This window comes from Enterobacter sp. AC1, from assembly GCF_050434705.1.
GTDB lineage: Bacteria > Pseudomonadota > Gammaproteobacteria > Enterobacterales > Enterobacteriaceae > Enterobacter > Enterobacter cloacae_L.
Genome location: NZ_JBNDIZ010000011.1, coordinates 94,998 through 115,943, shown reverse-complemented (window position 1 = coordinate 115,943; position 20,946 = coordinate 94,998). Strand labels below are relative to the sequence as shown.

At 51.9% G+C, this 20,946-nt stretch carries 20 protein-coding genes, 1 other RNA gene and 1 pseudogene; 9 read left to right on the top strand and 13 right to left on the bottom strand.

Going from position 1 to position 20,946, the window contains the following annotated elements; genetic code table 11:
* Positions 1-83 precede the first annotated feature (83 nt).
* Positions 84-1,445 carry a signal recognition particle protein gene (gene ffh / locus M2433_RS22260; RefSeq protein WP_014884878.1) on the bottom strand — a complete coding sequence of 454 codons (1,362 nt, stop codon included), beginning with the start codon at positions 1,443-1,445 and terminating at the stop codon, positions 84-86.
* 166 nt (positions 1,446-1,611) lie between these two features.
* Between ffh and M2433_RS22255 the strand changes: the two genes are divergently transcribed.
* Complete coding sequence (locus tag M2433_RS22255; RefSeq protein WP_047348200.1) at positions 1,612-2,403, top strand: cytochrome C assembly family protein; 792 nt, start codon at positions 1,612-1,614, stop codon at positions 2,401-2,403.
* A gap of 18 nt (positions 2,404-2,421) precedes the next feature.
* On the top strand, positions 2,422-3,708 hold the full coding sequence (locus M2433_RS22250; RefSeq protein ID WP_047348141.1) for an HlyC/CorC family transporter: 1,287 nt from the start codon (positions 2,422-2,424) through the stop codon (positions 3,706-3,708).
* A 54-nt stretch (positions 3,709-3,762) separates the two neighbouring features.
* Here the strand turns inward: M2433_RS22250 and grpE are convergent, their stop codons facing one another.
* Positions 3,763-4,356, bottom strand: coding sequence for a nucleotide exchange factor GrpE (gene grpE / locus M2433_RS22245; RefSeq protein WP_023333122.1), 594 nt, complete (start codon positions 4,354-4,356; stop codon positions 3,763-3,765).
* A 122-nt stretch (positions 4,357-4,478) separates the two neighbouring features.
* Between grpE and nadK the strand changes: the two genes are divergently transcribed.
* From nadK to bamE, 3 genes are all read left to right on the top strand, one after another.
* Entirely contained in the window at positions 4,479-5,357 is an 879-nt protein-coding gene (gene nadK / locus M2433_RS22240; RefSeq protein WP_008502500.1) for an NAD(+) kinase, read from the top strand.
* Positions 5,358-5,442: 85 nt separating this feature from the next.
* The gene (recN, locus tag M2433_RS22235) at positions 5,443-7,104 is read left to right on the top strand and encodes a DNA repair protein RecN (protein WP_047348138.1); all 1,662 of its coding nucleotides are present in this window, start codon (positions 5,443-5,445) and stop codon (positions 7,102-7,104) included.
* Positions 7,105-7,242: 138 nt separating this feature from the next.
* Positions 7,243-7,581 (top strand): outer membrane protein assembly factor BamE, encoded by a 339-nt coding sequence (bamE, locus tag M2433_RS22230; protein WP_008502502.1) that lies wholly within the window; start codon positions 7,243-7,245, stop codon positions 7,579-7,581.
* A 105-nt stretch (positions 7,582-7,686) separates the two neighbouring features.
* Here bamE and M2433_RS22225 read toward each other — a convergent pair whose 3' ends face one another.
* Both M2433_RS22225 and M2433_RS22220 read right to left on the bottom strand, forming a co-directional pair.
* Positions 7,687-7,974 carry an RnfH family protein gene (locus M2433_RS22225; protein WP_025759268.1) on the bottom strand — a complete coding sequence of 96 codons (288 nt, stop codon included), beginning with the start codon at positions 7,972-7,974 and terminating at the stop codon, positions 7,687-7,689.
* A complete protein-coding gene (locus M2433_RS22220; RefSeq protein WP_024908332.1) occupies positions 7,964-8,401 on the bottom strand; it encodes a type II toxin-antitoxin system RatA family toxin in 438 nt (145 codons plus the stop codon). Before M2433_RS22220 ends, M2433_RS22225 begins: the two co-directional genes overlap by 11 nt.
* A 156-nt stretch (positions 8,402-8,557) precedes the next feature.
* Between M2433_RS22220 and smpB the strand changes: the two genes are divergently transcribed.
* The 3 genes from smpB to M2433_RS22205 all read left to right on the top strand — a co-directional run bounded on the left by smpB (position 8,558) and on the right by M2433_RS22205 (position 10,456).
* Complete coding sequence (smpB, locus tag M2433_RS22215; RefSeq protein WP_008502505.1) at positions 8,558-9,040, top strand: SsrA-binding protein SmpB; 483 nt, start codon at positions 8,558-8,560, stop codon at positions 9,038-9,040.
* 88 nt (positions 9,041-9,128) lie between these two features.
* Positions 9,129-9,492, top strand: a transfer-messenger RNA (tmRNA) gene (gene ssrA, locus M2433_RS22210).
* A 97-nt stretch (positions 9,493-9,589) separates the two neighbouring features.
* Positions 9,590-10,456: a hypothetical protein gene (locus M2433_RS22205; protein ID WP_429057612.1), complete on the top strand. Its 867-nt coding sequence runs from the start codon at positions 9,590-9,592 to the stop codon at positions 10,454-10,456.
* A gap of 604 nt (positions 10,457-11,060) precedes the next feature.
* Here the strand turns inward: M2433_RS22205 and M2433_RS22200 are convergent.
* The 7 genes from M2433_RS22200 to M2433_RS22170 form a co-directional block, all read right to left on the bottom strand.
* Complete coding sequence (locus M2433_RS22200; RefSeq protein WP_429057614.1) at positions 11,061-11,735, bottom strand: DUF4760 domain-containing protein; 675 nt, start codon at positions 11,733-11,735, stop codon at positions 11,061-11,063.
* 739 nt (positions 11,736-12,474) lie between these two features.
* Positions 12,475-14,151: a hypothetical protein gene (locus M2433_RS22195; RefSeq protein WP_429057616.1), complete on the bottom strand. Its 1,677-nt coding sequence runs from the start codon at positions 14,149-14,151 to the stop codon at positions 12,475-12,477.
* Positions 14,152-14,153: 2 nt separating this feature from the next.
* On the bottom strand, positions 14,154-14,702 hold the full coding sequence (locus tag M2433_RS22190; RefSeq protein ID WP_039268780.1) for a protein phage: 549 nt from the start codon (positions 14,700-14,702) through the stop codon (positions 14,154-14,156).
* Positions 14,674-15,399: a hypothetical protein gene (locus tag M2433_RS22185; protein ID WP_429057617.1), complete on the bottom strand. Its 726-nt coding sequence runs from the start codon at positions 15,397-15,399 to the stop codon at positions 14,674-14,676. Before M2433_RS22185 ends, M2433_RS22190 begins: the two co-directional genes overlap by 29 nt.
* Positions 15,389-15,904 carry a tail fiber assembly protein gene (locus tag M2433_RS22180; protein ID WP_429057619.1) on the bottom strand — a complete coding sequence of 172 codons (516 nt, stop codon included), beginning with the start codon at positions 15,902-15,904 and terminating at the stop codon, positions 15,389-15,391. Before M2433_RS22180 ends, M2433_RS22185 begins: the two co-directional genes overlap by 11 nt.
* 9 nt (positions 15,905-15,913) lie before the next feature.
* Entirely contained in the window at positions 15,914-17,962 is a 2,049-nt protein-coding gene (locus M2433_RS22175) for a tail fiber protein (protein WP_429057620.1), read from the bottom strand.
* Between the two features lie 134 nt (positions 17,963-18,096).
* Positions 18,097-18,900, bottom strand: coding sequence for a GPO family capsid scaffolding protein (locus M2433_RS22170; protein WP_044857488.1), 804 nt, complete (start codon positions 18,898-18,900; stop codon positions 18,097-18,099).
* Between the two features lie 172 nt (positions 18,901-19,072).
* Here M2433_RS22170 and M2433_RS22165 point away from each other — a divergent pair.
* Positions 19,073-19,853, top strand: a pseudogene (locus M2433_RS22165) (terminase large subunit domain-containing protein); the annotation flags it as partial.
* An 86-nt stretch (positions 19,854-19,939) separates the two neighbouring features.
* On the opposite strand, the gene M2433_RS22160 reads toward M2433_RS22165, so the two are convergent.
* Positions 19,940-20,134, bottom strand: coding sequence for a phage filamentation protein Fil family protein (locus M2433_RS22160; protein ID WP_429057622.1), 195 nt, complete (start codon positions 20,132-20,134; stop codon positions 19,940-19,942).
* Positions 20,135-20,143: 9 nt separating this feature from the next.
* Positions 20,144-20,647, bottom strand: coding sequence for a phage regulatory CII family protein (locus tag M2433_RS22155; protein WP_429057624.1), 504 nt, complete (start codon positions 20,645-20,647; stop codon positions 20,144-20,146).
* Positions 20,648-20,946 lie beyond the last annotated feature (299 nt).

The following is a 20,946-nucleotide window of genomic DNA, read 5'->3' as shown; positions in this document are numbered from 1 at the left end:
GGTGTCATATTAAAAGCCCGAAAATTTTACTGATTTCTGGGGAAAATGCAATCAGCATCTTGATGCTGAGCATTAAACACGATTTATCTGCCAGGGAATCCTGGCGGCATCATGCCTTTCATGCCGCGCATCATCTTCGCCATGCCGCCTTTCTTCATTTTCTTCATCATGCGCTGCATGTCGTCGAACTGTTTCAGAAGGCGGTTAACGTCCTGCACCTGCATGCCGCAACCGGCTGCGATACGGCGTTTACGGGAGCCTTTGATGATGTCCGGGTTAGCGCGCTCTTTGAGGGTCATCGAGTTGATGATCGCCTCCATACGCACCAGCACCTTGTCATCCATTTGCGCTTTCACGTTGTCAGGGATCTGGCCCATGCCCGGCAGTTTGCCCATCAGGCTTGCCATGCCGCCCATGTTTTTCATCTGGCGCAGCTGCTCAAGGAAGTCGGTGAGATCGAAACCGTCACCTTTTTTCAGCTTGCTGGCCAGCTTCTCGGCCTGTGCGCGGTCAACCTTGCTCTCAATATCTTCGATCAGCGACAGCACGTCGCCCATCCCAAGGATACGGGAAGCAATACGATCCGGGTGGAATGGCTCCAGCGCCTCAGTTTTCTCGCCTACGCCGAGGAATTTGATTGGCTTACCGGTGATGTGACGAATGGAGAGCGCCGCACCGCCGCGGGCATCACCGTCCACTTTGGTCAGCACCACGCCGGTTAACGGCAGGGCTTCGTTAAACGCTTTCGCGGTATTCGCCGCATCCTGACCGGTCATGGCGTCAACAACGAACAGGGTCTCTACCGGGTTGATAGAGGCATGCACCTGCTTGATCTCGTCCATCATCGCTTCGTCAACGTGCAGACGACCGGCGGTATCCACCAGCAGCACGTCGTAGAACTTCAGCTTCGCCTCTTTCAGCGCCGCGTTAACGATGTCGACAGGCTTCTGGGCCACGTCTGACGGGAAGAAATCCACGCCGACCTGCTCGGCCAGGGTTTCCAGCTGCTTGATCGCCGCCGGGCGATAGACGTCCGCAGACACCACCAGCACTTTCTTCTTGTGCTTTTCACGCAGGAATTTACCCAGCTTACCGACGCTGGTTGTTTTACCCGCACCCTGCAGGCCAGCCATCAGCACTACGGCCGGAGGCTGAGCCGCCAGGTTAAGCACCTGGTTCTCTTCGCCCATCGCCGAAACCAGTTCGTTACGAACGATTTTGACGAACTCCTGACCCGGGGTCAGGCTCTTGTTAACTTCATGACCAACCGCCTTCTCTTTTACGCGGTTGATAAAATCACGAACAACCGGCAACGCCACGTCTGCTTCCAGCAGCGCCATGCGCACTTCGCGCAGCGTTTCCTTGATGTTCTCTTCAGTAAGGCGTCCGCGGCCGCTGATGTTGCGCAGCGTGCGCGACAAACGATCGGTTAAATTATCAAACATTGTCTCTCGCCTGGGTAGAAACGTTGGGCCGCCATGAGCGACACATACACAGAATTTTGCCGGAGTATAACATGAAGGCGCCTTTGTTGTTATGCAACGGTTGGAGCAGGCGTCACGTAACGTTATACTGCTTCTCTTTCTTATTAAGACAACTGTCGATGCCTATATGCCTGTTTTCGCACTGATCGCCCTTGTTGCCTACTCTGTCAGCCTCGCGCTGATCGTTCCCGGACTGCTGCAAAAAAACAGCGGCTGGCGGCGCATGGCTATTCTTTCCGCGGTGATCGCACTGATTAGCCACGCGTTTGCGCTGGAATCACGCATCATCCCCGGCGACGGCAGCGTGCAAAACCTGAGCGTCCTCAACGTCGGCTCGCTGGTCAGCCTGATGATCTGCACGGTGATGACCATCGTGGCCTCAAAAAATCGCGGCTGGCTGCTGCTGCCGATTGTGTACGCCTTCGCGCTGATCAATCTGGCCTTAGCCACCTTTATGCCCAATGAATTCATTACGCATCTGGAGGCCACCCCGGGGATGCTGGTGCATATCGGCCTGTCGCTCTTTGCCTACGCGACGCTGATCATCGCCGCGCTTTACGCCATGCAGCTCGCCTGGATTGACTACCAGTTGAAAAACAAAAAGCTGGCGTTTAACCATGAGATGCCGCCGCTGATGGTCATTGAGCGTAAGATGTTCCACATCACCCAGGTGGGCGTGGTGCTGCTGACGCTCACGCTCTGCACCGGCCTGTTTTACATGAAGAACCTGTTCAGCGTGGAGAATATCGATAAAGCGGTGCTCTCTATCATCGCGTGGTTTGTCTATATTGTCCTGTTGTGGGGCCACTATCATGAAGGCTGGCGCGGTCGCCGCGTGGTCTGGTTCAACGTCGCGGGTGCGGGCATTCTCACCCTTGCCTATTTTGGCAGCCGCTTCATACAGCAATTTGCTGGCTAAGAAACAAAGGAGTTCCCCCTGGAACACATCTCTACCACCACGCTGATCGTTACGCTGATCGTCATGGTGGTCATCTCCGCCTATTTCTCCGGCTCGGAAACCGGCATGATGACCTTAAACCGCTACCGGTTACGTCATCGTGCTAAACAGGGTAACCGTGCCGCACGTCGCGTTGAAAAACTGCTCCGCAAACCGGATCGCCTGATAAGCCTGGTGCTCATCGGCAACAACCTCGTCAACATACTGGCCTCTGCCCTTGGTACCATCGTCGGGATGCGCCTGTACGGCAATGCCGGGGTCGCGATTGCCACCGGCGTGCTGACGTTCGTGGTGCTGGTGTTTGCCGAAGTGCTGCCGAAAACCATCGCTGCGCTTTACCCTGAGAAGGTCGCCTACCCGAGCAGCTTCCTGCTGGCGCCGCTGCAGATCCTGATGATGCCGCTGGTCTGGTTGCTGAACATGGTGACGCGCCTGCTGATGCGGATGGTGGGAATCAAAGCCGACGTCACCATCAGCAGCGCGCTCAGCAAAGACGAGCTTCGTACCATCGTGAACGAATCCCGCTCCCAGATCTCCCGACGTAATCAGGACATGCTCCTGTCGGTGCTGGATCTGGAAAAGGTAAGCGTGAACGACATCATGGTGCCGCGTAACGAAATCGTGGGTATCGACATCAATGACGACTGGAAAGCCATCGTCCGCCAGCTGACGCACTCCCCGCACGGGCGCATTGTGCTGTACCGCGACTCGCTGGATGACGCCATCAGCATGCTGCGCGTGCGCGAAGCGTACCGTCTGATGACCGAGAAAAAAGAGTTCACCAAAGAGGTGATGCTGCGCGCCGCTGACGAGATTTACTACGTGCCGGAAGGCACCCCGCTCAGCACGCAGCTGGTGAAATTCCAGCGCAACAAGAAGAAAGTCGGCCTGGTGGTTAACGAGTACGGCGATATTCAGGGGCTGGTGACGGTCGAAGATATTCTGGAAGAGATTGTCGGGGACTTTACTACCTCAATGTCTCCTTCCCTCGCGGAAGAGGTCACCCCGCAAAACGACGGTTCGGTGCTGATTGACGGTAGCGCGAACATTCGCGAACTCAACAAAGCGTTTAACTGGCATTTGCCGGAAGATGAGGCTCGCACGATTAACGGGATGATTCTGGAAGCGCTGGAAGAGATCCCGGCGGCGGGCACGCGGGTGCGCATTGAGCAGTACGATATTGATATCCTGGACGTGCAGGACAATATGATTAAGCAGGTTAAAGTCCTGCCCGTGAAACCGCTGCGCGAAAGTATCGCGGAGTAAGGCTGTAGACCGGGTGAGGCGAACGCCGCCACCCGGTACTACGAATGTGGCAAATTACGCTTTCGCTTTCGCCACGGTCACCATCGCAGCGCGAATGGTACGGCCGTTCAGGGTGTAACCTTTCTGCATCACGCCCAGCACTTTACCGGCTTCCACCTCTTCAGACTCCACCATCGCAATCGCCTGATGAACGTTTGGATCCAGCGGAACGTTGGTATCGGCAATCACTTCCACGCCAAACTTGCGCACCACGTCGAGCATAGACTTCAGCGTCAGTTCGATACCTTCGATCATCGCCGCGTTGTCAGGATTTGCTTTGTCAGCCACTTCCAGCGCGCGATCGAGGCTATCAATCACCGGCAGAAGTTCGTTGACGAACTTCTCCAGCGCAAATTTATGCGCCTTCTCAACGTCCTGCTCGGTACGACGACGCAGGTTTTCCATTTCCGCCTTGATGCGCAGAACACCGTCGCGTTCGCGATTCTGTGCTTCTACCAGTTGAGCTTCCAGATTCGCAATTTTTTCATCGCGCGGGTCCACCTGCTCAGCAGATGCGTCTGGCTCTACAGCCTCAACTTCATCATGCTGTTCCGTGATAATTTCTTCAGGGGCTTGCCCCTCAGGCGTTTTCTGTTCTTTACTACTCATGAATTTCTCCGCGTTTTTCTGCATTCATCTCGCTAACTTCGCTTATTATGGGGATCAGTTTCCGGGATTCAAGGGAACAAGACAGATTGTCATCATTCATCAGGCACAAGGACCTCCAGAAAATGAATAATCATTTCAGGTGTATTGGGATCGTCGGGCATCCGCGTCATCCTACCGCATTGACGACACATGAAATGTTGTATCGCTGGTTGTGTAGCAAAGGCTATGAAGTGATGGTTGAGCAGCAGATTGCGCAGGAGCTGCAGCTGAAGAGCGTCAAAACCGGCACGCTGGCGGAAATAGGCCAACAGGCCGACCTCGCCGTGGTGGTGGGCGGCGACGGCAACATGCTCGGCGCGGCCCGCACGCTGGCGCGCTATGACATCAAGGTCATCGGCATCAACCGTGGCAACCTCGGCTTTTTAACCGACCTCGACCCGGACAATGCGCAGCAGCAGCTGGCCGACGTGCTGGAAGGTCACTATATCAGTGAAAAACGCTTTTTACTGGAAGCGCAGGTGTGCCAGCAGGACTGCCAGAAACGCATCAGCACCGCGATCAACGAGGTGGTGCTTCACCCCGGTAAAGTGGCGCACATGATCGAGTTCGAAGTCTATATCGACGAAATCTTTGCCTTCTCCCAGCGTTCTGACGGGCTGATTATCTCCACTCCAACCGGCTCAACCGCCTACTCGCTTTCGGCCGGCGGCCCGATCCTGACGCCTTCTCTGGACGCCATTACCCTGGTGCCGATGTTCCCGCACACGCTCTCTGCCCGCCCGCTGGTCATCAACGGCGACAGTACGATACGCCTGCGGTTCTCGCACCGCCGTAACGACCTGGAGATCAGCTGCGACAGCCAGATAGCGCTGCCGATCCAGGAAGGTGAAGATGTCCTGATTCGCCGGTGTGATTACCATCTGAACCTTATTCACCCGAAAGATTACAGCTATTTCAACACATTAAGCTCGAAGCTTGGCTGGTCAAAAAAATTGTTCTGATTTTGCATCCAGGACTTTACTGTATATAAAACCAGTTTATACTGCATGAAAACACAGTTATGGTTTTTCATACAGGAAAACAATTATGCTGGCACAACTGACCATCAGCAACTTTGCCATTGTTCGTGAGCTTGAGATCGATTTCCACAGCGGCATGACGGCGATCACCGGGGAAACCGGTGCAGGTAAATCCATTGCCATTGATGCCCTCGGCTTGTGCCTTGGCGGCCGTGCAGAGGGCGATATGGTGCGCATGGGCGCAAACCGTGCCGACCTGTGCGCCCGCTTCTCCCTGAAAGACACCCCTGCAGCCCAGCGCTGGCTGGAACAGAACCAGCTCGAAGATGGACGTGAGTGTTTACTTCGCCGCGTGATCAGCAGCGACGGTCGTTCACGTGGCTTCATCAACGGCACGGCGGTCCCGCTCTCCCAGCTGCGCGAACTCGGCCAGCTGCTTATTCAGATCCACGGTCAGCATGCTCATCAGCAACTCGTCAAACCAGAACAGCAGAAAGCGCTGCTTGATGGTTATGCGGGTGAGTATGCGCTTACTCAGCTTATGGCGGAGCACTATCGCCAGTGGCATCAAAGCTGCCGCGAGCTCGCCCAGCACCAGCAGCAGAGCCAGGAGCGCGCCGCACGCGCGGAGCTGCTGGAATACCAGCTTAAAGAGCTGAACGAATTTAACCCGCAGGCGGGTGAGTTTGAGCAAATCGACGAAGAGTACAAACGCCTGGCGAACAGCGGCCACCTGCTCTCAACCAGCCAGAATGCGCTCAACCTGCTGGCGGATGGCGAAGACGTGAACCTCCAGAGCCAGCTGTATAACGTTCGTCAGCTGATTACCGAGCTGGTCGGCATGGACAGCAAACTCTCTGGCGTTCTGGATATGCTGGAAGAAGCGGCCATTCAGATCTCCGAAGCCGGCGACGAGCTGCGCCACTACTGCGAACGTCTCGATCTCGACCCAAACCGTCTGTTTGAGCTGGAACAGCGCATCTCCCGTCAGATTTCGCTGGCGCGCAAGCACCACGTTACGCCGGAAGAGCTGCCGGGCTACTATCAGTCTCTGCTGGAAGAACAGCAGCAGCTTGACGATCAGGCTGACTCGCTGGAAACCCTCTCTCTGGCGGTGAACCTGCACCATGAACAGGCGCTGGCGACAGCGCAAAAGCTGCATGAAATCCGTCAGCATTACGCCCTGGAGTTAAGCCAGCACATCACCGACAGCATGCATACGCTGGCGATGCCGCACGGCGTATTCACTATTGATGTTCGCTTTGAAGAAAACCACCTCACGGCAGAAGGTGCAGACCGCATAGAATTCCGCGTCACCACCAACCCGGGTCAGCCACTTCAGGCGATTTCTAAAGTGGCATCCGGCGGTGAGCTGTCGCGCATTGCGCTGGCGATTCAGGTGATTACCGCGCGTAAAATGGAAACCCCGGCGCTGATTTTCGATGAAGTGGATGTGGGGATCAGCGGACCAACGGCGGCGGTGGTAGGTAAACTGCTGCGCCAGCTAGGCGAATCAACGCAGGTAATGTGTGTAACCCACCTGCCGCAGGTCGCGGGCTGTGGCCATCATCACTTTATCGTCAGCAAAGAAACCGACGGTGAAATGACCGAAACGCACATGAAGCCGCTGGATAAACGCGCGCGTCTACAGGAGCTGGCACGCCTGCTCGGCGGCAGCGAAGTCACGCGTAATACACTCGCGAACGCGAAAGAACTGCTGGCGGCATAAACTTTTTCGGGATCTCAGGGTCATACAGAACAACAAAAACGCCGCCAGACCGGTTTCAAAGTGGGGCAAGGTCTATTATCATCGGCATATTACATATGAGCCGCGTTCTGCTCGGGCCCGAAAAGGAATCAAATCACTATGCGTTGTAAAATGCTGACCGCTGCCGCAGCGGTTCTTCTGATGTTGACCGCAGGCTGTTCCACTCTGGAGAAAGTGGTTTACCGTCCTGACATCAACCAGGGGAACTACCTTACCCCTAACGATGTGTCCAAAATCCGTGTGGGGATGACACAACAGCAGGTCGCTTATGCACTGGGAACCCCGATGATGTCCGATCCGTTCGGCACTAACACCTGGTTCTATGTATTCCGTCAGAAGCCGGGCCATGAAGATGCGACCCAGCAGACCCTGACGCTGACCTTCAGCAGCGCCGGTGTGTTGACCAACATCGACAACAAGCCTGCCCTGACCAAATAATCAGGCGCCAGGAATGCAAAAAGGTGCTCATTGAGCACCTTTTTTGTTTTGTGTTGATCCCCTCGCCCCTTTGGGGAGAGGGTCAGGGTGAGGGGAAAGAAACCGCTACTTACCAGATTTCTCTGCACGCTGGCGACGCAGCTCTTTCGGGTCAGCAATCAGCGGACGATAAATCTCCACCCGGTCGCCCTCTTTCAGCACATCACCCAGCTTCACCGGACGGCTGTAAATCCCGACCTTATTTTTCGCCAGGTCAATATCGCTTCGGAGCTCAAGGATACCGGAAGCACGGATAGCCGCCTCAACGGTCGCGCCCTCTTCCAGCGTTACACGCTGCAGGTACTGCTTCTCCGGCAACGCATACACCACTTCTACAGCTATCTTATGCGACACTGTAAACCTCTTTGGCGCGGGTGGTGAACGCCTGAACCATGTTCGAGGCCAGCTCTTTAAAGATGCGCCCAAACGCCAGCTCAATCAGCTTATTGGTGAATTCAAAGTCCAGCTGGAACTCAATGCGACAGGCGTCTGCGCTCAGCGGCGTAAACTTCCAGCCCCCCATCAGGGTTTTAAACGGACCATCCACCAGATGCATCAAAATACTCTGATTGCTGGTCAGCGTATTGCGGGTGGTGAACGTCTTGCTGATCCCCGCTTTGGAGACATCCACCGCCGCGGTCATCTGCGTCGGGCCGGACTCCAGAACGCGGCTCCCGGTGCATCCCGGAATAAATTCTGGATAAGACTGAACATCGTTCACTAACTGATACATTTGTTCCGCGCTGTAAGGCACAAGCGCAGTACGGCTAATCTGAGGCATAGCATTTCCCATGGTCACACAACGGACAAATAATAACATTTATCACCTGTTAAAAAAACGCTAAGCCTCATCTCGTGCTAAGATAGCGCGTTAGACCTCACAGGACGCAATGAGGTGACTTTTTGAAATCAGATTACCGACGGCTTTACGACACTTATGACGAAGAAAAAAGCACATAAACCAGGCTCGGCGACCATTGCGCTCAACAAGCGTGCTCGCCACGAGTATTTCATTGAAGAAGAATTCGAAGCTGGCCTTGCGTTGCAGGGCTGGGAAGTAAAATCGCTGCGCGCCGGGAAAGCCAACATCGGCGATAGTTACGTGATCCTGAAAGATGGCGAAGCCTTTCTGTTCGGCGCGAACTTTACGCCGCTGACCGTCGCCTCTTCACACTACGTGTGTGACCCAACGCGCACCCGCAAGCTGCTGCTGAACAAGCGTGAGCTGGAATCCCTCTACGGACGCATTAACCGTGAAGGTTTCACCGTGGTCGCCCTGTCGCTGTACTGGAAAAACGCCTGGTGCAAAGTGAAAGTTGGCGTCGCGAAGGGTAAAAAACAGCACGACAAACGTACTGACCTGAAAGAGCGCGAGTGGCAGCTGGACAAAGCGCGCATTATGAAAAACGCAGGACGTTGATTCTGCACACTTATTGTACTATTCAATAAGTTAGGTTCCGGGCTGGTATCCAGGAAGTGAAATCTGGTATACTCAGTTCAACACTATTGGGGCTGATTCTGGATTCGACGGGATTTGCGAAACCCAAGGTGCATGCCGAGGGGCGGTTTGCCTCGTTAAAAGCCGCAAAAAAATAGTCGCAAACGACGAAAACTACGCTTTAGCAGCTTAATAACCTGCTCTGAGCCCTCTCTCCCTAGCTTCCGCTCTTAAGACGGGGATCAAAGAGAGGTCAAACCCAAAAGAGATCGCGTGGAAGCCCTGCCTGGGGTTGAAGCGTTAAAACTAATCAGGCTAGTTCGTTAGTGGCGTGTCTGTCCGCAGCTGGCGTGCGAATGTAAAGACAAACTAAGCATGTAGTACCGAGGATGTAGAAATTTCGGACGCGGGTTCAACTCCCGCCAGCTCCACCAAATAAAACAAGGGGTTACGTGAAAGCGTAACCCCTTTTTAATGTCTATTGTCCACTTTGCGTCCACTCATATTCACTAATGTTGCGAGGGATAGGGAATGCTTCCGGCCGATTTCTTGATCAAGCTTGCCAACCTACTGACATCATCAAAGATGGCAGTAAGAGTCAGCTTTATGATTATGGGTGCTATCATCTCTATGATGATTTTCTTCCCATATTTGCAGGGTCGCCTACCTCAGCCAACGAAAGCTGCTAGCGATTTCACATCTGAGTTATGCCTTTTACTAGCTATGGTGCTCGGAGCATGCATGGGCGTAGTGATTTTAGCCATGATTAGTTGGTGCTTAAATTTAGCTCATAAATGCTTCACAGCAGCGGTAACTTGGAAAAATAAAAAAAGCATGGTTAAGCGCCAAGAACTGGCACGACAATTTGAAGATCAAGCGTTTATGAATGAGTTCAAAACTGTTTATCCTCAACTTGATCAGGCTAGTCGGTTGGTTTTGCACTCATTAAATCGAAAACAAGAGAGTTATTATGTGAGAGCTGATGGAATTCATTATTTAACATCTAAACGTTGGATAATCCCCAAAAGTGACCTTCCAAACAATTACTTTATCTACGAAATCGATAGCAGGATATCCGTGGCACTTAAAGAGATTGAAATGGAAAAAACTCACAATAATTCAATGCATTTTATCGAGTCAGAAAAGAAGGGCTGCAAAGCTGTATTGGCCTACTTTCTTTCCAGCCCCAACCCCCAACAACCATACCCAATTAACAAGCGTGATTTCCTTCAAGCTCGCTTAGATTACAATTGCTGCTTCAATGTTCAGTCAGCCAACGGGCAGCCTACCCTTTCTTTTTTACCTGGGTATCACAGTTTTTTTGAAGCACATTTTCAAATGCAGATGCCGTCAAAGATAATTCTCACTCTGACTGATGAAGGTGAGCCGATTCATTAATTTTTCGGCTCAATCATTTAGCTAAATAAATTTTAGACTTCCGGCAGAGCGTATTGCCCGAACTGTTGGAGTGTTCGATCGCGTCAACCAGTACAAGCTGTACCGTCTTGTATGTCTTGTATGCTTCGCCGCACTGCTTGTAGCATGGCTCGTAGAATTTGATAGCGGCGTGCCAATCTTCGGCAGATACTTATATGGTTTTTTTGTTGCCTGCTATTTTACCCTCTCAATATCAATGAGTTACCCTGTACATTACTTGCCAGTGGCGGCAAAGTGGCGACAGAGAAAGCTCATCTACTATGGAAGGCTACAACAATGGCATTGCATCGAAAATCCTAGTTCGATTCTTTCGACCTCTACGTTCCTCAGGATTAAAGCGGGCATTAATAGATGGTTTTGTAGACGTTGAAATTTCGGATGCTAACTCATCAACCGTCGCCAGCCATATTAAATAAAAGAAGGGGTTACGTTTTAACGTAACCCCTTCTTTTATTTAAAGCCCACTTCGTACCCACATAGCTCAATAGTAAAGAATTGCTGCAACAAAACTTGAAACAGTGCCGCCAAGACAAGTTTTGTTGAGTATTCTTCGCATACTGAGTCTCTATTTAAATTTTATGGTCACAACTACTTTCGTACTTTTAGCCTCAGTGGGCGTAGGCGTAGCTATGGCCAAAGTAGGAGTAAAGGGCATATTGTACGGTAATGGCATGGCACCATTTCCCTGTTCACGCTCTCGCCTTATCATCCAATTTTCAGCTAACCAACAGAAATTACTATAAAATTTTATATTAACACTGCGTCGTGCAGCTAGATATGGCTCAAATTCCTTAGCCAGAAAGATCACTGTAGATCCAAAAACTTTGTACAAAAACAGCTCATCGTACAATCCGTTCCGGATTGCATTCGCGCATCTTTCCCATTCGTTAAAAACTGTCATCAAAGCACGGGCTTCTTTTGTTTGCCGAACCTCATCACGCCCCCACATTTCTAGCGGGATTATTTTTCTGAGCTTAAGAATATTCAGCATTGTCTGCCAAGCACTCTCAACCTTATCACTACGCTTGTATGATGATTCGAAATCCAGAGAGTTTTTCTCGCGGGATGTCTGCCGCTGCGTTCTTATGCTAATGATGGCAATCGCTGCTGCTATTAGTGCGGCAATGATAGTGCTGTAGAAGGTTGGATTGTCCTTCCATAGTCTCTTCAGAGTTCTAAGGACAACATCCAGAATCTCGTGATCCATTTCGCTTAGTCCATACGCAAAAGAGGTGGGCATAAGCCCACCTCCGAGAATCTATAAAATGAGTAACTATTTATTTAGAGCTGAAAACACCCCAATCTTCTTCACGATAGATTTTTTTCATAGTTCATACCTCTTAAGTTGGCTCATCTTCTGGTTTACAACCTTGGACGTACTTTATACACATCGAATCAAAAAACCACAAGCATGTTCATTGGATTTCAGTTCTAACATGGTAAGCACAGTAACAATTAAGTAACGTGTTCAACCTCTTATGTGGTACCTACATAATAGCAAAGCAAGGTCAGATAGTATAACTTACTCATGTAAAATCACGTAAACCATTAACTTTCAATGATATACAAGCATCTTCAGTATACAGTGAGATCAATAAAACTGAAAAACACTGAAATTCTTTTCAATCTTTTCAGTTCTGGTTTTCCGCAAGGCCGCCAGCACTGGCGCGTTCTGGCGGCGCGGTTTGAAGAAAACTAAAACTGAAAAATTTTTATGATCCAAAAACCGCAGGCGGGTGCGGTGTAGTGCGATTTTGGTCTGCGAAAGATTTTTTTGGCCGTGCTGTGACGCGCCAGCGCCCCGCTGTGGACACGATCTGTTTTAAGGGTGGCTCTGAGTGTGCGAAAAGGCTGAACGCGCCAGAGCGCAGCTGACAGCGCGTAGCGATAGCCGCTTAAGAGGTAAGAAAAGAGATATCCCCGCCTGGGGATGAAGGGCATAAAAAAACCCGCTTTCGCGGGTTATGTTCTGGACAGGTTTACTTGCCAATCACCGGGGAGTATTTGCCGTTCAGCGTGTCCGCTTTCGTTCCGGTGTTCCGGATGGCTCCCGCGTTGGTCGGTGTCCCTGTATTGCTGTGCGTGTGGCTTGCCGTTTGCTCTGCCAGCTCCTTAACCACGTCGAGCGTGTCCAGCATCAGCTGTGCCACGTTGATAGTTCCAGAGCCAATCCACACCACCGGGGCAATAATCTGCTGTTGCACGGCCGCCACGCTTTTACGTATCTTGCCAATTTTCTCGATCAGGTCTTTACCCGTTGTGACTGTCTGGTTCCCGGCTATGTCTGTTTCATCATTTCCGCCGATACTCGCCACGCGGTTATTGACCGCCTGGCTGTAATCCCCCGTACACACCTGCTGAATGGCTCCGGCCAGCAATGTGGATGTGCCCAGCACGGTAATTTTATCCGTGGCCTTAACTGTCGTTTCTCTGCTAACCAGCTCGCGCTGTTCTGTATCGGCCTTAACCACCCGCGCCATTGAGGTTTCACTGATCGTCTGGTCTGTCTGCCTCACCCAGTCCCCCGCCTGGGTGACGCGCTGCGACACTTCCGCGCGCTGCTGTTGCAGCTGTTCGCCAGGCTGGATATCCGGGAGGCTGGTTCCGTCCGGCACGGTCTGCCGCACAAAAGGCTTATCCGGCCGTCCGCCAGTAAAAGCGATTTCGACCAGCGTTCCTTCAGGCGGAAACTGGAACATCCCCGAATCATTACCCGCCATAGGAACCGGTAGCGGAACGGCCGAATAAACAGGCGTGTCTTTTTCCGGGTTGCCGTCCGCGTCCAGCAGCTGCACGTCAACCGCATAGCGGGGACGGAACGGATCGGAGAAATTGCCGCTTTTCACTGCCTCAACGGGATTCATCACACGGCCAAACTTTGGCAAATGCATCCCGGATGCCAGCTCCGGATAATGGCTTTCAATCTGGCGCTGAACGGGTGTTTTTTGCAGTGGCTTACCCGTCGCACGGTTGCGGGGTGTCCAGGTGACAGCCATCGTGTCATTTTGCAGGTGGACTTTTGTCACCCGTTCCCCGTTCAGCTCCACGCCGGGCCGCAGACTCTGCACCAGGGGAAGCGTCATTGAATTCCCCCCGGCCGCCCCCTGATTAAATTCATGCGGGATCTCAATCGAGCGACCAGCAAACAGGGCTTTTTCCGCACCGCCAACATATACCGCGCCGTCCGGCAGCTGATACCAGACGTAATCCGTAATGCCGAAAGCCTTTCCGAGATTATCCAGCAGCTGATACCCCGTCCCGCTGTGGGTGAAATGTGGGATCGGACGGTCTGAATAATCTGCATCCGGCACGCTGAAGGTCAGGCCGCTATGCTCTGTAAGCCAGCTGGCCACATCACGCAGTGTGGGGTGCTGAAACGAACATGGCCAGAGGCGTTCAAATACGCCGACCAGCTCACGAACAAAGAGTCGCTGAAAGCCGTTTTCAGCAGGTTGCGAGCGTTCCACGTACCCGGTAAACCAGCGCAACACCAGATCGGTGTAACCCACATCGAGACGCACCAGCTTCCCCGTATAGTCCTGCGTTGTTCCGGCCGTAATAAACCCCCGGCCGCAGCTGTTCAGCTCCAGCACCAGGCTGGCATCAGCCAGGTGAATTTCATCCGTTGAAAGATATAAACGTTTAATCGGTTTCATGTTTATGCCAGTGCGTCATTTACGGGCTTGAGTACGTTGCTTTCAAACCACGTCAGTTTTTCTTCATCCTCGCCAGCGGCCTGGCCACCGTTCTGGCCTCCGCTGCTTCCCGCCGTTTGCTTCACGGCTTTGGTTTTGCCGCTTGCCCTGGCCTCGCGTTTTTCCTGCACGCTGACATGTTCGGTCAGGGTGAACGTAACCAGCCAGGACATGCGCCCGTCCTGCGGCGGCGCGTCCAGTGTTCCGGTAAAAATCGCCTCACGGAAATTCACCGCCCGCGCCGCCTCATGTGCAACGCGGTATTTCTGGCGCTGGCCGCTGGCCTCCGTCGCGCTGGCCAGCTCAAAGATACGGCGCAGGATCTCCGGATTTTTATACGGAATTTCGCCGGACACGCGCAGCTCCTTGCCTTTGATGCCCTGCTCGGATTTCGTGGTTGCACTCGTCTGGCCGGACTGGTCTTTGTCCTGGAATTGCTGCGATACGGTCACGCGCATGTTCTTCAGCAGAATGGCTTCACCGTTAAGCGCCAGTGTCGGGTTCGAGGTCATGTATCATTCCTTTTATGCCGTCGAGATTGTCGCCAACCAGCATCATGGCGGCGGTGTACACAGAGGACTGAAGTGGAATCCCTTTTACCAGCTCCAGAAGCGTGGACGGCAGATCGCCGCTGGCAGTAAACACCCATGCCCTGGCGCTTTTTCCCTGCAAATCCGCTAATCCGCTGGCAATGCCAGAAATCAGGCTTTCGCGCTGCTGTTTAAAATCCCCCATCAGCTTTTTTACGCCCGTCAAATCCGCGACGGCTGCGGCCTCCTGCTGGGCTTTCTTCACCGCTGCGGCCGCCAGAGCAGTGCGGCTTGTAGGCACAGAAAGCGGGATCGCCGCGGGCAAACTCTGACTGTATTTCGCCGGAATTTGCATCTTTTCCGCAGCCAGCTGCGCGGCTGACTGCGCCAGCCTCCGCACCTGGGTAAATGCCGGGCTGGGGAATACATCCACAAGTTTGTTCAGGCTGGCCATAAAGCTGTCATGCGTCTGGCCAGAAACCATCATGATCACGATATCCGCCGCCCCGCCCGTTCCGGCCAGCTTGTCAGCCAGGTAGTTGATCGCGTTTACCGGGCTGAGATACGCGCCGTTTTCTGTCTGCTGACCAACTCCGTACACCCAGGGATGCACCGGGATAACGGAACAATTCAGCGCCCCTACTGAATCACTGAAAGCAATTCGCGCTTCACGCCACATTGTCAGGCACCTCTGGCCACTCAATTTCCGGCGCTTTGCTGGTATCTACACGGTTAAGCAGCACCCTATACTTTTGCCACTTTGTTAAAAAAATGGATTCCTCTTCAGTGGCAATCCCCAGAACGGAAGCATCTTCCAGCGGGGCAATAATGGCCGTTGCGGCACTCATTAAATTCTGTTTTCTAAATTCAGCCTGGGCGACATAATCAACGGGGACAGGAATGATTTTTTTCCCGTCGAACATCCATTCACCATTCTCATTAAGCCCTTCCGGCACATATTTCTTTCCGATTTCGGCTACAGATTTATCTACTGGCCACAGCATAGAAACATCGTAAGAAAACCGTGTAATCACCCCGTTTTCATCAAACTCAAACTTTAATTTATCCGCATTAAATAAAGCCTGTGACTCATACCAGTCTTTACCATCTTCAGAAACCAAATTCGCAATACTGAAACCTTCAATGACTTCAGTACCAGCCAGACGAAATTTTTTGATAATCATAAATTCCCTTTATGCCGTGATTGTTTTCCAGGTGCCGTTTACGTTTATTTGTAAGGCGCGGGTGTACCACACCGAATAACGCACGTCCCCATTACTGCCCGTTCGGCCAGTGATAAAACTGCCAACCGGGGAATCAACATCGCTAGCTCCGCCAGTTGATCCAATGCTCCCTCTGGCGCTCACCCTGACCCCGATCACCGTAGCGGTTTTTAGCGGGTAGCGTCCGTCTGACTCCGCTTTGGTATATGCCTGACCTGCGGGGGTGTAACTGCCTTTAGGCTGGAAACGTCCGTCAGACTCTGCTTTGGTGTAAGCCTGTCCTGCCGGGGTATAACTCCCTTTTGGCTGGAAACGCCCGTCACTTTCGGCTTTTGTGTATGCGCCCGTTTTCGGCATGTACCCGGCATCGGACTGGGTTTTGGTGTAATAGCGTCCATCGAAGTTTGAATAATTTCCCGGAGTAATTTGCCCTGGAGCGCTAAAGTTGCCGTTAACATCCCATTTATAGTTAACATCACCGTTGGCGCTCCCCTTCATATGTAAGTGCCACGAAAGCACATTGTCAGCCACGAGGGAACCCATCGAAAAAGCCCATGCGTTTTTCCCGGTAATGGTCGCCTGCTGTTTAATCACCGGATGGTATTCACTCGCTCCGGTTGTCGAATATGAATTAAAAAATGGGGCTTTCGTAGAATACTGATTAGCCCAGCCAAATATACCGCTGTAACCCGCCGTAATTTCTTTTGAGGCATAAATCGTGTTACCTACAGTCAACGGCGTTTCTGATTGCAGCGCACCAGTTTCAAGACTTACACGTAATGGCCGCAAGGCGTTATAGGCTCCGTAAGCATCCCCTTTATTAGTCAGCATCAAATAAAGGTTACTGCCGTCATTACGCCAGAACGTACCGTAATCACCATATGCAATGCGGAACCCATTTGCGGACGCCGCCTGGACTTCGGCATTAACTTTTAATGTCCCGGTCATGGTGTCACCGCTTTTATTCACGGCATTAATATCAGCCGGAGACGGTTTGTTTAACGTGTCATACTGTTTAGCCCACCCTGACCACGCCCCGCTGTACATCGTGCGAATATATGACCGCGAATTGTTGTAAACACGGTAAACCTGCGTAATTCCCGCGTGTTTATAAACCTCTAAAGACCCGGCAACAGCCTCCGGATAATTTTTGCCAGTTTGTGCCTGGGCATTCGCGGGCTGATAATACAAACCGGGTGTCGTATAGGTATTCAGATCAGCAGCGTCGCCAATCCCGACAGCCTGACCGTTAAAAATATCCTGCGCCGTGATGTTGATATCTGTACTCAGTGCCCGTCCATTTATCTTACGGCCTGACGGTACGCGCCCGTTTGCATTATCATTTGCAGCCTTTACCGCTTTTGGTGTGGCTGCTAATGATTCTGAAACGCTGTCCAGGGCGCTGCTGAGCTGCGTGAACCCTTTGGCCGCCGTTGTTGCATCCGGGTGATTGCGTGACTGTTCATGTTTTTTCAGCGCATCACTGGCGGACTGATCGTTTAGTGAGCCTTTCGGGCGCAAATCGGTGATATTGCCGCTGGCATCAATACTGGCCACTGCAAACACATAGTGCTGCACACCATTTTGAACGTAATCTGCCAGTGTAGCCGCCACGGTGATTTTGCTGGCCACGCCCCAGGCACTCGTCAGCGTTCCCGTCCATGCAACATCCAGCCAGACTTTTACGGGTGTGGTTGCCACCGTAATGTTCTGGTTAGCAGCCAGCTGCGCGCGCAAGCCGCGCACATATCCCGCCCCGGCCGTCACAAAATATTGCGAACCACTTTTTGCGACAAGGTAGCCATTACCCAGGAAAGCCGCTGCGCCGTACAGGTCTATATTTTCCAGGCGCTGACGTTCATCCATTGCGGCCATACGGGCGGTGAAGTCAATCTGCCAGGTTTCCGCTGGCGTGTTGATTCCGGTTTCAGCCTGTGCCCCGTTGTACTCCATCAAAAACGAACGGGTGAGCACGTTACCCTGCTGGCCATCTTTCGTTTTCAGCTTCTGCTGTATCACGTGCGCCGAACTGCTGCGCCATTCCAGCCGTATATTTATCCAGTAAATCCCGCCCACGGTTATTAAGGTGCATAAAACTCCCTCGCATTTACGCGATTATTTAACTTGTTTTTACTTTTTTGCTTTTATGTAAATTACAGGAAATTGAATTTCCCGGATTTGGACGGAACCTGACGCTGCTTGCGCTGACCGCCTTTACTACCCAGATCGTTAAAGCGGTTAACGATTTCTTTTGCGTTGGAACGCAATTCTGCAAACTCTTCCGTGTCTACAACTTCTGCAATGGTATCAACATCACCCTGCATTTCCTGTAGCGTATTTTCAATCGTGGCCAGGCGGCCTTCAATTTCATTCACCGCATTTGCAAGAGCCTGTAATTTATCGTCTCCCTGCGGCGCTTCCTCTGACGGGGACTCTTCTTCAAACTTCGGCTTAATACCAAAATACGACTGCCATTTTTTCTTTGACATTTTTTCTCCCTGCTTAATTTTGCCTTCTGTGGTCAATACACAACGGTAATAACCTTGTTTAGATAATCTGCGCTCACTGAAACGCATTCGTGTAGTGCCAACACTGGCCGGACGGTTCGTTACTGCCAGCCCTTTAAGGTAAAAACGACCAGTCCCCCGCCAGTCCTCTTCTGGCTCAATAGAAAAGAACAGTAACTGCCCCTCTTCATTTGCATACAGCAGACGTATGTTCGGGCATAGGCTGACATATAAACGGGCAAGACCATCATCACCATCGCGCCAGGTAGCTTCAAGCACCTCCCCGAAACTGGCTCCAGAATGATCGTGTTCAGGCCAGAGCAATGCTACGTAATGATTAAAGTCATAGGTTTCCCCCATATCGATAATCCATTGCCGTTCAATGACTCTTCCGTCTACCGTATCCCCTTCGGTGGCAACACACAGCCAGTCAGTTTTTAAATGCGACACATATTTCCCCCTCAGTCGATTTACTGTTTACCGTGCTGTGGATTTGATTATTGCTAATTAAACACATCCCCGCATTACGCTTTATTCTGAACAGTTCGGTTATAAGTCATTACCGAACAGCCCCGAATTAACCCCGCCGTTTTTTCATCAGCACCACGGCATAATTAAATCTATGGCTAAATACTCAGACGAATTAAGAGGCGTTGTCCGCGCACTTTACCTGCGCCGATACACGCCTAAAGAAATTGCATCAGAATTAAATCTGCCGAATGCGCGGATCGTTTACTACTGGGCGGAGAAATATAAATGGGCTGACCTGCTCAGTTTCGAAAGCACAGAGGAGGCAATTGAGCGCCGTTACCAGTTGTTAGCATCCCGCGACAATAAAACGGACCTGGATTTAAAAGAAATGGATTTGCTTATTGCTCACGCCACAAAGCTGCGCGCCCAGAGCAACAAGCATAAAGAAAAACTGGCCTCCAGCCAGGGGGAACGGCAGACAGCTGCGCGAGGGGATAGCGAGGATGAACCGCGCGGCAAACGCAAGTACAAGAAAAACGATATTTCGTCTCTGACCCAGGAGGATTTTGACACCTGGGCGGACGAACATCTTTTCGAATATCAGAAACACCTGCGCCACAACATTGGCCAGCTGGTCAGGAACATCCTGAAAAGTCGCCAGATCGGTGCAACCTGGTACTTTGCGTTTGAGGCGTTCGAAAACGCGGTAATGACGGGCGATCCGCAAATCTTCCTGTCCGCGTCCAAAGCCCAGGCGGAGGTGTTCAGGTCTTACATCGTCAACATTGCCGAACAGTATTTCGGTATCACGCTGACCGGGAACCCGATCCGCCTAAGCAACGGTGCAGAGCTGCGTTTTCTGTCTACCAACAAAAACACCGCCCAGTCATACAGTGGCCATCTTTACTGTGATGAATATTTTTGGGTGTCCCACCATTCGGCGGCGTCGCTTTTCTCACTCCAGTACTTACGGCGGATGTTGCCCAGCCATTTGAGGCCAATTTCCTGCTGCTTTTCGCTAATGGCCATGACGCCCCCTGATAATCCTGAACAAACCAAACCACCATGGACGACGAGACGAACGGGCATTGAATTTGTACTGGTGACCAGGGTTCCAGCGTTGGCCGTTTGGCAGTTCAAGCCAACCAGTTGATCCGCTGGCCAGCTGCATGGCCGGAGATTCTTTTTTCAGGTAGGTAACGAAAGCTTTCATGGTTATCCCTCACATCATGCCGCTGGCGCTGGTAGTCACGATATCAACGGCAGCAGCAAGAACCGGCGCAGACTGGAGGCGGCTTTCAACGGTGTAAGCCAGAACGGAAAGGGAACGGATGGCATCACGGGCACGATCAAGAATTTGTGTGCGGCGTGCTGCTGTCATGTGTTCAGTTGATACAGCTTCCCCAGCGATCGCGCCCACATTTGCAGTGGCGCTCAACGCGCAAAATTGCATGTTGGCTTCAATGGCGTTATTGACCGGAACTGACGGAAGGCAGTTAATCTGCCCCAGCATCCCATCCAGCAAACGGGCATCTTCCGTGTAATCGGTGATAGCCAGCAGCTCGTCACAGGTCAGGCGATGTGGTTGAACCGGGTTCAACTTATTGCGCAGGATCTGCGGACGCATACCAACGGCAGCGGCTACGTCTTCCAGATTGTGGGACAGCGCAAACGCTCGGCAAGCTGCATCAAAATGTGCATGTTTGGAAGTTTGGTAATCAAACATTGTTCCTACCCCATTCCATATACAGAATGATCATGATGAATGGACAATACGAACTACTAACGGTCTGCATTCCATGCGTACCAATCTACATATACGTGTTCTTTTGGTTTTTCCTTCGGCTTGATTTTTACTTTTCCCGAATGAACCCAGTAACGCGCAGTACGTAATTTGATACCAACACGTTCACTGAAAGTTTTAATAGGTATCCAGCGGTTCTCTGTATAGGTTGCGGAGGTAGTTTTCATAAGGCAAAATCTCACTTTGAAGTAACCACCATTTGCAGATGGTGGCAGTGGTTA